The sequence below is a fragment of the Bacillus pretiosus genome (assembly GCF_052947655.1).
The window spans coordinates 4333424-4347716 of the sequence record NZ_CM129593.1 but is presented as its reverse complement, the minus strand read 5'-3'; the positions used below and the strand labels follow the sequence as shown (position 1 = coordinate 4347716).

Annotated in this window: 13 protein-coding genes and 2 tRNA genes; 14 read left to right on the top strand and 1 reads right to left on the bottom strand. The window is 36.1% G+C overall.

Features of this window, described 5'->3' with window-relative positions; all coding sequences use genetic code 11:
• The first annotated feature begins 242 nt into the window (after positions 1-242).
• The 9 genes from ACU8YW_RS22365 (at position 243) to ACU8YW_RS22325 (ending at position 6642) form a co-directional block, all read left to right on the top strand.
• Positions 243-1568, top strand: coding sequence for an MFS transporter (locus ACU8YW_RS22365; protein WP_426934077.1), 1326 nt, complete (start codon positions 243-245; stop codon positions 1566-1568).
• Between the two features lie 209 nt (positions 1569-1777).
• The gene (racE, locus tag ACU8YW_RS22360; RefSeq protein WP_000774000.1) at positions 1778-2587 is read left to right on the top strand and encodes a glutamate racemase; all 810 of its coding nucleotides are present in this window, start codon (positions 1778-1780) and stop codon (positions 2585-2587) included.
• Positions 2588-2718: 131 nt separating this feature from the next.
• Positions 2719-3768, top strand: a complete 1050-nt coding sequence (gerM, locus tag ACU8YW_RS22355) for a spore germination protein GerM (RefSeq protein WP_097908278.1) — start codon at positions 2719-2721, stop codon at positions 3766-3768.
• Positions 3769-3896: 128 nt separating this feature from the next.
• Entirely contained in the window at positions 3897-4634 is a 738-nt protein-coding gene (gene rph / locus ACU8YW_RS22350; RefSeq protein WP_001261765.1) for a ribonuclease PH, read from the top strand.
• A gap of 11 nt (positions 4635-4645) precedes the next feature.
• Positions 4646-5254 carry an XTP/dITP diphosphatase gene (locus tag ACU8YW_RS22345; RefSeq protein WP_142310503.1) on the top strand — a complete coding sequence of 203 codons (609 nt, stop codon included), beginning with the start codon at positions 4646-4648 and terminating at the stop codon, positions 5252-5254.
• Positions 5255-5267: 13 nt separating this feature from the next.
• The gene (locus tag ACU8YW_RS22340) at positions 5268-5771 is read left to right on the top strand and encodes a metallophosphoesterase (protein ID WP_097908276.1); all 504 of its coding nucleotides are present in this window, start codon (positions 5268-5270) and stop codon (positions 5769-5771) included.
• 109 nt (positions 5772-5880) lie between these two features.
• Positions 5881-5954, top strand: a tRNA-Gly gene (locus tag ACU8YW_RS22335).
• Position 5955: 1 nt separating this feature from the next.
• Positions 5956-6029 (top strand) — tRNA-Arg (locus tag ACU8YW_RS22330).
• 412 nt (positions 6030-6441) lie between these two features.
• Complete coding sequence (locus tag ACU8YW_RS22325) at positions 6442-6642, top strand: hypothetical protein (protein WP_000124458.1); 201 nt, start codon at positions 6442-6444, stop codon at positions 6640-6642.
• Between the two features lie 85 nt (positions 6643-6727).
• Here ACU8YW_RS22325 and ACU8YW_RS22320 read toward each other — a convergent pair whose 3' ends face one another.
• A complete protein-coding gene (locus ACU8YW_RS22320) occupies positions 6728-7342 on the bottom strand; it encodes a PH domain-containing protein (protein ID WP_000473869.1) in 615 nt (204 codons plus the stop codon).
• A 518-nt stretch (positions 7343-7860) separates the two neighbouring features.
• Between ACU8YW_RS22320 and ACU8YW_RS22315 the strand changes: the two genes are divergently transcribed.
• The 5 genes from ACU8YW_RS22315 to lonB all read left to right on the top strand — a co-directional run bounded on the left by ACU8YW_RS22315 (position 7861) and on the right by lonB (position 14193).
• Positions 7861-8109, top strand: a complete 249-nt coding sequence (locus ACU8YW_RS22315) for a hypothetical protein (RefSeq protein ID WP_001983650.1) — start codon at positions 7861-7863, stop codon at positions 8107-8109.
• Between the two features lie 197 nt (positions 8110-8306).
• Positions 8307-9305: a hypothetical protein gene (locus tag ACU8YW_RS22310; RefSeq protein WP_046956273.1), complete on the top strand. Its 999-nt coding sequence runs from the start codon at positions 8307-8309 to the stop codon at positions 9303-9305.
• 309 nt (positions 9306-9614) lie between these two features.
• Complete coding sequence (tig, locus tag ACU8YW_RS22305) at positions 9615-10892, top strand: trigger factor (protein WP_000729261.1); 1278 nt, start codon at positions 9615-9617, stop codon at positions 10890-10892.
• Between the two features lie 264 nt (positions 10893-11156).
• The gene (gene clpX / locus ACU8YW_RS22300) at positions 11157-12416 is read left to right on the top strand and encodes an ATP-dependent protease ATP-binding subunit ClpX (protein ID WP_000472285.1); all 1260 of its coding nucleotides are present in this window, start codon (positions 11157-11159) and stop codon (positions 12414-12416) included.
• A 106-nt stretch (positions 12417-12522) separates the two neighbouring features.
• Positions 12523-14193 carry an ATP-dependent protease LonB gene (gene lonB / locus ACU8YW_RS22295; protein WP_000119166.1) on the top strand — a complete coding sequence of 557 codons (1671 nt, stop codon included), beginning with the start codon at positions 12523-12525 and terminating at the stop codon, positions 14191-14193.
• The last annotated feature ends 100 nt before the right edge of the window (positions 14194-14293 follow it).

The window sequence follows — 14293 nt, the reverse complement described above, 5'->3', positions numbered from 1 at the left end:
CAATTTTTGAACAAAGTAAACTAAAAACACTAATTTAGTTTACTTTGTATATTTTTCGTTGACAAACTGTAATGCTGAAACTATGATAGTTCCATGAATATCGAACAACGTACATGTTTCGTTTCGAATTCAGTTTGTCGCGCGATAAATTTATACATTTGATGAAGTTGTTTAGTGTTGAGAGAAGCGCTAAACAACTTTATTTTCATTTGCAGCTACTACAATCAGGAGAGGTGTTACACATGGGGAAAGATATAAGTAACCATTCAAAATGGTTTGTTTTCACATTATGTTTTATCGTTTTATTAGGACCGATGAATGCGGTTTTATTTAATGTAGCGTTAGAAGATATTGCTAATGATTTATCCATTAGCCAATCGAAAGTAAGGTGGGTTGTAGTAGGTTATTCCTTGGTTGTCGGTATTGGTTCGATGATCTATGGGAAGCTGGCTGATCGTTACAGTGTAAAAAAACTATTAATTATTTCAATCATCATATTTGTAGCGGGTTCTATTATTGGATTTATGAATCAATCTTATACGATTACCATTCTTGCAAGATTAGTGCAGGCGAGTGGAGGAGCGGCGTTTATTGCGCTTAGTATGATTGCAGTGGCAAAATTAGTTGTTCCTGATAAGAAGCCTGATGCATTAGCGATGATCAGTTCTTCTATTGCATTAGCAATAGGTATTGGTCCTTTAGTTGGCGGGGCTATTACAAATACATTGGGTTGGCCATATTTATTTTTATTTATGGTTATTTCAGTAGTTGGGATTTTCTTACTTATAAAATTTATGCCAGAAGAAGCACAGCATACGGATGAAGCGTTTCATTTTGATTACATTGGAGCGGTGTTATTATTTGCGTTCATTACGACTGTTTTATTAGGTGTAAATATTAATAGTTGGCTATTTGTGTTATCGGTAGTTTTCTTATTTTTATTCACGGTTCGTATGAAGAACGCGGAGCATCCATTTATTGATATTGAGTTGTTTGCAAATAAACCATTTCTTCGTTTAATAGCGGTCGGATTTATAATGAATGTGGCGTTATGTGCTAGTTTATTATTATTACCATTGCTGTTAGGAAGAGAGCACGGATTGTCTCCATTCGTTATCGGAATTGCATTGTTTATTGCATCACTCTTTGGTATTGTATCTAGTTTTATTACTGGAAAAATTGTCCCTTCCTTTGGAAATGTGAATATGATTTATGTAGCGTCTGTCATTATGATCGTTGGCTTTTTAATTTTAGGGTTTATTCCGAATGGGAACATAGTCGTTATTGTAGTGGCGATTATTTTAACATTTATGAGTTATTCAGCTATTCAAGTATCATTAAACACATTTATACCGAAAACATTACATCCAACTAAAGTTGGAGTCGGTCTTGGTTTATATAATTTAATTAACTTTTTCGGTATGGCATTTGGACCAGCTGTAGCGAGCAAAATTATGGAATCTACAAATAGTTATCGTTTGAATTTTATTTTAATTGTCATTTTAATTTCTTCTCATTTCTTCTTATTAATAGGAATGTCTTCTTTCCAAAAAAAGATGGAGCAATAAATACGCGCTTTATATAGAAGAAACCGACTTTCATATAGAAGGTCGGTTATTTTTCTGTCTTGCAAATTATGAAAAAAAGGAGCAAAATAAAAAAGTCCTAGTCTATACAGGTACAAATGAAAATTTTCATACAGAAGCAGTTTAAGTTAGCGAACTTAAAGTGTGTAAAATATAATGATAAAATAAGATGATGAATGAGAAAACGGGTGATGAAGTTGAATAGAGCAATCGGTGTTATCGATTCAGGAGTTGGCGGTTTAACAGTAGCGAAGGAATTAATTCGTCAGTTGCCGAAAGAGCGTATTATATATTTAGGGGATACGGCACGTTGCCCTTATGGTCCACGTTCTCGAGAAGAAGTGCGTCAATTTACGTGGGAAATGACGGAGCATTTACTAGATTTAAATATCAAAATGTTAGTTATTGCGTGTAATACAGCAACCGCGGTTGTATTAGAAGAGATGCAGAAACAATTACCAATTCCAGTGGTAGGAGTTATTCACCCAGGATCACGTACAGCTTTAAAAGTGACAAACACGTATCATGTTGGGATTATTGGAACGATTGGAACGGTGAAAAGTGGTGCATACGAAGAAGCGCTAAAGTCTATTAATAACCGTGTTATGGTAGAAAGTTTAGCGTGTCCGCCTTTCGTTGAGCTTGTAGAGAGTGGGAATTTTGAAAGTGAAATGGCGTATGAAGTTGTACGAGAAACGTTGCAACCGCTGAAAAATACTGATATTGATACACTTATTTTAGGTTGTACACATTATCCAATTTTAGGTCCTGTTATTAAAAAAGTAATGGGAGATAAAGTACAACTCATTAGTTCAGGTGATGAAACAGCGCGCGAAGTAAGTACAATTTTATACCATAGTAAAATGTTGAATGAGGGAGAGGAACAAAGTGATCATCTCTTCTTAACGACAGGAAAAATAGGCCTATTTAAAGAAATTGCATCAAAATGGTTCGGTCAACCGATTGAAAATGTGAAACATATTCATTTAGAAAAAGAATAATAGTAGAATCCATATAAGTGAGCTCCTGAGAAATCAGGAGTTTTTTTGTTTATAGGAAGCACAGCTTGTTCTAAAAAGTGAAACAGCTCGTATACATAATAGTACAAACTTAGATTTTAGGGGGGAATGGCATGCCTAAATCCACTTTTAAATGGGTTGTTGGTGCTACTGTGAGCGCTGTTTTACTAACAGGGTGTGGCTTTATAAATCAGGAGAAAGCAACGGAACAAATTGATCCGCCAAAACAAGTTACGTATACAGAGGGTGGAAAGAAAGAAGTAGCTAAGAAAGATAAGCAAGGACAAACGGTGAATAGAGAACTATACCTTGTTGATAAAAATGGCTATGTTGTACCGCAAACGTTAGCTATACCTACTCCGAAAGCGAATGAGGTCATTCAGCAAACGTTAGAGTACCTTGTGAAAGATGGACCGGTAACGAATTTATTACCGAATGGGTTCCGTGCAGTCATTCCAGCGAATACATCGATGACACTAGATTTGAAAAAAGATGGGACGGCAGTCATTGATTTCTCTAAAGAAATGAAAAACTATGCAAAAGAGGAAGAGCGTCAGATGGTTGAGTCAATAGCCTGGACGTTGACGCAATTTAAAGAAATAAAACAAGTGCAGTTCCAAATAAATGGTGAGAAATTGGCAAAGATGCCTGTTGGTGGTACACCGATTGGTGAAGGGGTGAGCCGTGCTAATGGTATCAACTTCGATGATGAACAAGTAGCGGATGTAACAAATACAAAACCGGTTACACTTTATTTTATGGCACAAAATAATAATAAGCAGCAATACTACGTACCAGTAACACGCCGCGTTGTAGAAGGAAAAGAAAATGATTATGCAGCAATTGTAGATGAACTTGTAAAAGGACCGATTCATCAATCGCTTCTGAATGATTTTAATCCAGGAGTTAAGTTGATTACGAATCCGAAGTTACAAGATGGAAATCTTACATTAAACTTTAATGAAAATATATTTATAAACCCAGATAAAAATATGGTTTCAAATTACGTATTGAAGTCGTTAGTTTTATCTTTAACAGAAAAGAAAGGCGTGAAAAGTGTTTCTATTGAAGTAAATGGTAAAGCGAATCTTATAGATGAAAAGGGCGGAAAGTTAATAAAACCTGTCGATCGTCCAGAAAACGTGAATACAGGTAGTTTTTAATCTTCAATAATTTGATATACTTAAGTAAGAAAGGGGAATTGCTTTTTGGGTTCCTCTTCTTTTATTGTATACATATCATACATTTAAATTTGGCTATACTAACAAGTAGTTATGAGGAGGTTATTTTTATGCGAGTAGATGGTAGAGAGAAAACAGAATTACGCCATATACATATTCATACGAATTATTTAAAACATCCAGAGGGATCAGTATTAATTGAGGTTGGGGATACAAAGGTAATTTGCTCAGCGACAATTGAAGAGCGTGTCCCACCGTTTATGCGTGGAGAAGGAAAGGGCTGGGTAACAGCTGAATATGCGATGATTCCACGTGCAACAGAACAACGTACAATTAGGGAATCAAGTAAAGGGAAAGTAACAGGACGTACAATGGAAATCCAGCGCTTAATTGGACGAGCATTACGTGCGGTAGTTGACTTAGAAGCACTTGGTGAGAGAACGGTTTGGATTGATTGTGATGTTATTCAAGCGGATGGTGGAACGAGAACTGCTTCTATTACAGGTGCATATGTAGCAATGGTATTAGCGTTTGAGAAGTTATTACAAGCAGAAAAAGTATCTAAAATTCCAGTAAAAGATTATTTAGCAGCAACGTCAGTAGGAATTGTTGAAGAGCAAGGTGTTGTTTTAGATTTAAACTACGCAGAAGATTCTAAAGCAGACGTTGATATGAACGTAATTATGACTGGAAAAGGTCAGTTTGTTGAAGTGCAAGGAACTGGAGAAGAGGCGACGTTTAGCAGAGCGCAGTTAAATGAATTACTTGATGCTGCGGAACAAGGTATCTTCCAACTAATCGACATGCAAAAAGAAGCGTTAGGTGACATCGTATCTCATATAGAGTAGAGGTGGAAAGTATGAAACAAGTTGTTGTAGCGACAAAAAATATAGGGAAAGTACGTGAATTTGCTGAGTTATTTGAGCGATTTGATTTAGAAGTAAAATCATTGCACGATTTTCCTCATATTGAAGAAGTCGAAGAAACTGGTGAAACATTTGAAGAAAATGCGATCTTAAAAGCGGATAGTCTGAGTAGACAGCTGAATGCGATCGTAATCGCGGATGATTCAGGTCTTATTGTAGATGCTTTAAATGGAAAACCAGGCGTGTATTCAGCTCGTTTTGCTGGAGAGCCGAAAGATGATCAAGCGAATATTGATAAAGTGTTACAAGAATTAAATGAAATAGCGTTTGAAAAGCGTAAAGCTCGTTTCTACTGTGCATTAGCAGTGGCTTTCCCTGAAGGGGATAAAAAGCCTGTCATTGTAAACGGGACGTGCGAAGGGTATATTTTAGAGCAGCGCCGCGGGGAAAACGGCTTTGGATATGATCCGATTTTTTATGTGGAAGAATATAAAAGAGCGATGGCGGAACTAAGTTCAGATGAGAAAAATGCCATTAGCCACCGTGGACGTGCTCTTCGTAAGCTAGAAGAAAAAATCCCTGAATGGTTTTTAGGAGAATAAGGGAGAGAGATTGATGAAAGCTTTAATCGTAAGCGATAGTCATAGCTCCGTGAAGGAATTACAGCAGTTGAAAGAGAACTATGAAGGAAAAGTAGATGTCATGATTCATTGCGGTGATTCAGAGCTAACGCCTGCTCATGAAGAGCTGCAAGGTTTCCATGTTGTAAAAGGGAACTGTGATTACGCTAACTTTCAAGATGAAATTGTAACTGATGTAGATGGCATTCGTTTCGTAGTTGTGCACGGACATCGTCATAACGTGAAAATGACATTACAAACATTAGCGTACCATGCGGAAGAGGTAGGGGCGCAAGTTGCATGCTTCGGACACTCTCACGTATTAGGTGCAGAATTAATCGATGACGTTTTATTTATTAATCCAGGCAGTATTTTATTGCCACGTCAGCGTGTAGAAAAGACATTTGCTTTATTAGAAATGGATGAAAATCAAATGGAAGTTCGTTTTGAAACATTAGACGGACAACTAGTTGAACAAGCAGTTTTTAAAAGAGGATAAGAAAAATTATCCTCTTTTAAAAAAGGTGTTGACTTTATGTATGGTTATACATATAATAAATATTGTCGATAGGGCAACAGCGCTAACGAAGAAAAATAAAATAACATATGCGGGTGTAGTTTAGTGGTAAAACAAGAGCCTTCCAAGCTCTGGTCGAGAGTTCGATTCTCTTCACCCGCTCCATGTCCCAGTAGCTCAGCCGGATAGAGCATACGCCTTCTAAGCGTACGGTCGGGAGTTCGAATCTCTCCTGGGACGCTAAAAAAACCTTGTTATCTTTTGATAACAAGGTTTTTTGTTTGTTTAAAAATTGATGTATGTGCAAGAGGTGTAAAAAATATAAAGTAACATATGATAATTATTATATACAACAGATTAAAGTGCATTAAGAAAAGAGCGCTATTTATGCGCCCTATTTCTCTTGTTTAATTTAAAGAATCAATAGGCTTATGATGAAACTTAAATCCATATCTATATTATCCCAATTGTTCACTTAGAATATTATAAAACTTTTTACCATTCTAGTACGATTAAGCAGCCGTTATCGGAACTTATCCCCGACAGTGTGTTACAATTAATAGAAGCGGAAAACGAGAATCTCCAATTGACTGGACGTGTGATTGGTTGGACAGTTTAAGAAGGTTGTATAAAAAAGGGAGATGGCGCAAAGATGGCTAGATCAAATGAGAATGATTTAACAGAGAAATTGGCAGAAGGTCACCGGAAATATGGTGATGGCAACTTTACAGTACAGAACATCGGTGATGAAACTAACCCAGATTGGACTGTTGTAAAAAATGTGAGGAAGGGATCGGCAGGCATTCGTGAAGGAGAAGATATATTAAGACTGCGATCAAAATATATAAAATAGTACGGAAATGGGCGGAGTGGGAGTTCAAATCTCTCCTGGGACGCTAAGAAACCCTTGTTATCTTTTGATAACAAGGGTTTCTTGTTTAGTTATTAATAAACTTCTCAAATACAAAACCATAATCTTTCACGTTATATTGTTTCTTCGTATCAACGAGCCAGTTAAAGGCGATCTCGTTCATTTCTTTAAATTGTTCTGCTAAATTTACTTGTGCGTTTGAAATACGGCTGAAAGCGTTAGATGCCATATCTAGACTTTTATGTGCATACTGTAATGTAATATCGTTGTCGTATGAAATTTCTTCTATTTTAAGTAAAGCCTTATATAAATCTTTTAATTCTTCAATATGTTTTTTATGAACATCAATTGAATAATGCTCATCCCCCATCTGGAACTTAATTTCTACGTCTAAATCAATCGTTCCTGCAGTTTCAAGTGCTACGTTTTTAATTTGATACTTACTATAACTAAAGCGGCGTAGTGTACGTTTTTTACTTGTTGCACTTGTACCATCTAGGTGGATTAATCCTTTGTTTGTGAAACAATATTCATCTGATTTTGATTTGATTAAAAAATAAATTTTCTCCCCATCTTCATGCATCACGTAATCATCAGCATCAACTTTATCGTAATCTTTCGGTGTAATGACAGAACCTACATCGCTTAGCCCTAATACATCTGCAGCCATTTTTTTAAACATACATAATCCCCCTTTTAAATTAAATTCTTAATTGTATAAAAATATATTAACACGATTTCAATAAAGTGTTTTCTTATAATTAAAAACATTTGAAGGTAAGTTAAGAAAAGTAACAAATAATTATTTCAACCCTAAGTTATTTAGTAAATCTATCAGTTTAAGAGTGGATTCTCCGAAAAATAACCAGGAGAAAAAGTTAATTTTGCAAGTAATTATAGAGAAATTCCGTGAAAACCTCTCAAGTAATATGAGGTTTTTTTCTATCCATTTTGAAATCTTACAATTCTGTAAGGTAACTGTAAGGAAGTTCGATGGTAACAAATTGCTAATCCTCTATAATAAAGGTAACAACGATAAAACGAGGAGGAAGAAATGATGAAAGGATTAATTGTAACGGGTTTAACAGTTGCTTTTGGATTTGTAGCGTATGAGAAATTAACGTATGTAGTTGATGTTGTAAAACATTTAATCGCTTAGTAAAAAAACTGCCATGAGAGGGAAAGGGAATGAGTGAATGAATGGAATGGTTATTTGGAATTATAGGTACTTGTAGTGTAGTGTTATTGTTCTTTGTCCCGAGTGGTATACTTAGTTCGACAACGAGTTTGTTCTTCTTAAGTTTGTTTGCTTGTACGATGCTTATTATTATGTTTTTAATGAAGCGAAGTAAACCAATCTTCTATTTTAGCATGATTGTTATGGCAATTATTGTTCTCCAAATTATTACCCTTGTTATATACCCCACTATTATAAAAGCTTTCCATTAATGATGAATCCTCTGCTTTAATTGCTGAGGATTTTTATTTGTACATTTTTAATTTTTAGTAAGGATTTGTTTATATCGAAATGTAAAAATTAAATATTCCCATATTTCAAACAAAGGGTTTTGGGATGTTGTGTTCTTATTACTCATTTGATATATTTACTTTAAAGATAATTAAAATCTAGAAAAAGAGGCGGACGTATGGATAAAAAAGAAAATACGGTCGTATTGTTTCCACAACTATCAGAGCGATATATTGATGAAGGTTTTTTAGCACTGAAAGAGCGGAAATTCGAAGATGCATTGCGCTGCTTTGAAATATTACGTCAGTATAATGCAGAAACGGAACAAACGGAACTCGCTTCTGTTATTTGTTTGTTAGAATTAAAACATATGGAAGAAGCGAAAGACAAATGTGAACAGTTACTTGAAACAGGAGCTGTATTATTTGGTGATATTCTTGAAACATATGTGACGATTTTAGTTCAAACAAATGATTATGAAGGTGTCATTGAAATCGTTGAAAAGGTTTTGCAAACGAAAGATGTAATGCCTGAGCAAAAGGAAAAATTAGCACAGCTCGCTTTATTTGCAGAAGGTATGTTAAGTGAAGTAGATACGTCACTAGTCGATTCGAATTTTGAATTGGATGAGTTTACTAATGAAATGTTTGGAGAAAACTTTGGGCAAAAGCTAAGAGCGATTCAGCAACTTTCGTTAAAAGACTTGGATCTTGCATTACCTATTTTAAAGAAATTTTTAATAGACGAAAAACAGCACCCTTATTTGAAAACTTCTATTTTATATAAAATGATAGAAAATCAAATAGAAGAAGAGATAGAGGTAGAAAAGTTTGGAAATACGATCAAGGTGATTCCAGCATTTACAGGTCATAATGAGGAGCAATCCAATAACATTATACATACATTATCAAGCCGATTAGAGCAAAATTATCCCGATATATTTGATGCGATGGTTACATATTGGAAAGAATTGCGAATTAGCGTTTTCCCATTCGCTCTATTAATGGATAAAGTGGAGATTTGGGCTGCTGTTTTAGAGAGAATTGGAAGAAAGCGTTTCGGATTGACTATTGATGAAGAAGAGCTTATGACAGCGTATAATATTGAATTAGAAGAGTTTCATATTGCCTATCAATGGTTATTACGTGTTGAAAGAGAAGGATATTTGCCCGTATAATTATGAAAAAGAATCGTTCGGTTCTTGAAACGAGCATATTCTATGTTATAATGTAAGGGTTGCAAAAGGCAGAAATCTGCCTGTTTGTAAGAGAAGAGAAGTGTAATTCTCTTACTTAATATGTTTCATATTATTCTCGAACAAAATATACCGTAGTTGTCTTTTAGGCAATTAGTAGATTGGAACATTATATCTGAAAGCTTTTGCTAGAGGATTATTTGTACTTTTGTTATTTCAAAAAAGAGATAATGAAGATTTTAATCTATAGAGGTATGTGCATACATTATTATAGTTGGAGGGAAAGAATAAATGGCTGCAAAATGGGAAAAATTAGAAGGTAACGTAGGCGTTTTAACAATCGAAGTTGATGCTAAAGAAGTAAACAACTCTATCGACGCTGCGTTCAAAAAAGTAGTACAAACAATTAACGTACCAGGTTTCCGTAAAGGGAAAATGCCTCGTCCGTTATTCGAACAACGCTTTGGTATCGAATCTTTATACCAAGATGCTTTAGATATCATCTTACCAAAAGCATACGGTGAAGCGATCGATGAAGCTGGTATCTTCCCAGTTGATCATCCTGAAATCAACATCGAGAAGTTCGAAAAAAATGCTAACCTTATCTTCACTGCAAAAGTTACAGTGAAACCTGAAGTTAAATTAGGTGAGTACAAAGGTTTAGCAGTAGAAAAAGTTGAAACAACTGTAACTGACGAAGATGTAGAGAACGAATTAAAATCTTTACAAGAGCGTCAAGCTGAACTAGTTGTTAAAGAAGAAGGAACTGTTGAAAACGGTGATACAGCTGTAATCGACTTCGAAGGTTTCGTTGATGGCGAAGCATTTGAAGGCGGAAAAGGCGAAAACTATTCTCTTGCAATCGGTTCTGGTACTTTCATCCCTGGTTTCGAAGAGCAAGTAATTGGTCTTAAATCTGGTGATTCTAAAGAAGTTGAAGTATCATTCCCAGAAGAGTACCACGCTGCTGAATTAGCTGGTAAACCAGCTACATTCAAAGTAACAATTCACGAAATCAAAACAAAAGAACTTCCTGAGTTAAACGACGAGTTCGCTAAAGAAGCTGACGAAGAAGTTGCAACTCTTGATGAATTAAAAACAAAACTTCGCACAAACTTAGAAGAAGGCAAAAAGCACGAAGCTGAGCACAAAGTACGTGACGAAGTAGTAGAATTAGCTGCTGCTAACGCTGAAATCGAGATTCCAGAAGCTATGATCGACACTGAGTTAGATCGTATGGTTCGTGAATTCGAGCAACGTTTAAGCCAACAAGGCATGAACCTTGAGCTTTACTACCAATTCACAGGTACTGACGCTGACAAGTTAAAAGAGCAAATGAAAGAAGACGCTCAAAAACGCGTAAGAATCAATCTTGTTCTTGAAGCTATCATTGAAGCTGAAAACATCGAAGTTACTGAAGAAGAAGTAACTGCAGAAGTTGAAAAAATGGCTGAAATGTACGGTATGCCAGTAGACGCTATCAAGCAAGCTCTTGGAAGCGTAGACGCTTTATCTGAAGACCTTAAAGTGCGTAAAGCTGTAGACTTCTTAGTAGACAACGCTGCATAATAAAATAACAAGGCGCGATTTTAATCGTGCCTTGTTTTATAAATATAGAAATATATTTATAAAACTTTTCGATGAAGAAGGAAAACTTCCTTTACAAGTCGAATATACATATTTCAAAAGTTTTAAAATTTTTTTATTTGTACATAACTAGTCATATTATTTGTATTTCTCGCCACGTAGTGACATAATATGTATTTACATACGATACATTTATCGTGTACATACGAAGGCAAGAGGTTAGCACTTTGTAAGGGGTGTGAAAATATGTTTAAATTTAATGATGAAAAAGGTCAATTAAAATGTTCTTTCTGTGGTAAAACACAAACGCAAGTTCGAAAGTTAGTTGCAGGTCCAGGTGTTTACATTTGTGACGAGTGTATCGAACTTTGTACTGAAATTGTACAAGAGGAGCTTGCGAAGGACGAAGAAGTAGAATTCAAAGATGTACCGAAACCGGTAGAAATTCGTGAAATCTTAGATGAGTATGTCATCGGACAAGATAACGCGAAAAAAGCACTAGCGGTAGCGGTATATAACCATTACAAACGCATTAATTCTAACAGTAAAATTGATGATGTAGAATTAGCGAAGAGTAATATTTCACTTATTGGGCCAACTGGTAGTGGTAAAACATTATTGGCACAAACATTAGCGCGTATTTTAAATGTTCCATTTGCAATCGCGGACGCAACATCTTTAACAGAAGCTGGTTATGTAGGGGAAGATGTAGAAAACATCTTACTAAAATTAATCCAAGCAGCTGATTATGATGTAGAGAAAGCGGAAAAAGGAATCATTTATATTGATGAGATTGATAAAGTGGCACGTAAGTCCGAAAATCCATCAATTACACGTGATGTATCTGGTGAAGGTGTACAGCAGGCACTTCTGAAAATTTTAGAAGGTACTGTAGCGAGCGTTCCACCTCAAGGTGGTCGTAAGCATCCGCATCAAGAGTTCATTCAAATTGATACAACGAACATCCTATTCATTTGTGGTGGAGCGTTTGATGGCATTGAGCCAATTATTAAACGTCGCCTTGGTGAGAAAGTAATTGGATTTGGTGCCGAGAAGAAAAATGCTGATGTAAATGAGAAGCATGTTTTATCTCACGTTTTACCAGAGGATCTTTTAAGATTCGGTTTAATTCCGGAGTTTATCGGTCGTCTTCCAGTTATTGCGAACCTAGAGCCGCTTGATGAAGATGCTCTTGTAGATATTTTAACGAAACCGAAAAATGCACTTGTTAAGCAATTCCAAAAATTATTGGAGCTTGACGATGTTGAGTTAGAGTTTGAAGAAGGTGCACTAGTTGAGATTGCGAAAAAAGCAATTGAACGTAAAACAGGTGCTCGTGGACTTCGTTCTATTATTGAAGGCTTAATGCTTGATGTAATGTTCGAACTTCCATCTCGCAAAGATATCGAGAAGTGTATTCTGACGAAAGAAACAGTAGCTGATAATGAACCGCCGAAATTGGTGTTACAAGACGGTACTGTACTTGATACAAAAACATCTGCATAGTGCGAAGAAGAAACAGCAATTTTTATAATTGCTGTTTTTCTTTATGTTTAGCTATGTTCCTCCGCGGAAATACTAAATGATAAAACATTGCGGGAGGAAATAAATTATGAGCTGGACAAATATATTTTTACTTGTTCAACTTGTTTTTGGTGTAATTGTCGGATTGTATTTTTGGCATTTACTTCGAAATCAGCGAACACAAAAAGTTTCAATTGATCGAGAATCGAAAAAAGAATTAGAACAGCTTCGTAAAATGCGTGAGATTTCTTTAACAGAGCCGCTTGCGGAGAAGGTACGTCCTACATCCTTTTTAGATATTGTAGGGCAAGAGGACGGGATTAAGTCGTTGAAAGCGGCTCTTTGTGGTCCGAATCCGCAACATGTAATTATATATGGTCCGCCAGGTGTCGGGAAGACAGCGGCAGCACGCCTTGTATTGGAAGAAGCGAAACGCAATCCGAAATCTCCATTTCGTACGAATGCAACATTTATCGAACTTGATGCGACGACAGCAAGATTTGATGAACGTGGTATTGCAGACCCATTAATTGGTTCAGTCCATGATCCGATTTATCAAGGGGCAGGTGCAATGGGGCAAGCGGGTATCCCACAGCCGAAAAAAGGGGCTGTAACAGATGCGCATGGTGGTATTTTGTTCATTGATGAGATTGGTGAATTACATCCAATTCAAATGAACAAAATGTTAAAGGTGTTAGAAGATCGGAAAGTATTTTTGGAAAGTGCGTACTATAGTGAAGAAAATTCGATGATTCCAACGTATATACATGATATTTTTCAAAAAGGTTTGCCAGCCGATTTTCGCTTAGTTGGGGCGACGACACGTTCGCCAGAGGAGATTCCTCCTGCTATTCGGTCACGCTGTTTAGAAGTGTTTTTCCGTGAGTTAGATACAGAAGAGATTCAAAAAGTAGCGAAGAATGCAGCTGATAAAGTGGAAATGCAAATAGGTAAAAATGGTGTTGAAATGATCGGGATGTATGCAAGAAATGGACGAGAAGCAATTAATCTTGTACAAATTTCTGCTGGTATGGCAATAAATGAAGAACGTTCTTTCATTAAAGATGAAGATATAGAGTGGGTTGTTCACTCTAGTCAACTTACACCGAAATATGAAAAACGTATTTATCCTATTCCGAGAATCGGTCTTGTAAATGGACTTGCTGTATACGGACCAAATACAGGCGCGTTATTAGAAATTGAAGTAACAGCAATCAAGGCGAAAGATAAAGGGTCGGTAAATGTTACCGGGATTGTGGAAGAGGAAAGTATTGGTAGTCAAACGAAATCCATCCGCCGTAAAAGTATGGCGAAAGGTTCTGTAGATAATGTATTAACAGTACTTCGTTCTCTAGATGTGTTGCCAGAAGGGTACGATATACATATTAATTTTCCAGGTGGTATCCCAATTGATGGGCCTTCGGCAGGTATTGCTATGGCAACAGGTGTATATTCAGCAGTGCATCGTACGTATGTGAGTAATGAAGTAGCGATGACCGGTGAGATAAGTATACACGGGGAAGTGAAACCTATTGGTGGTGTGTACGCAAAAATAAAAGCTGCGAAAAAAGCAGGTGCTAAGAAAGTCATCATTCCTGCTGAAAACATGCAACCGTTTTTGTATACAATAAAAGGAATTGAAATCATTCCTGTTCGTAAGTTAAAAGAAGTATTTGAGCTAACATTTATGCAGGAAAATATGCATCGAGACCTTGATATACATACTACTGTAGACGAAACAGATGCACAATCAATGTGAGAATGAACGATAATAAAATTTGCCAGACTTCGTTTAAGTTTGTATGCTTAAGCGGAGTCTTTTTTCCTTTTTAAAAGGGAGAAAAAACGAGGGATTTACA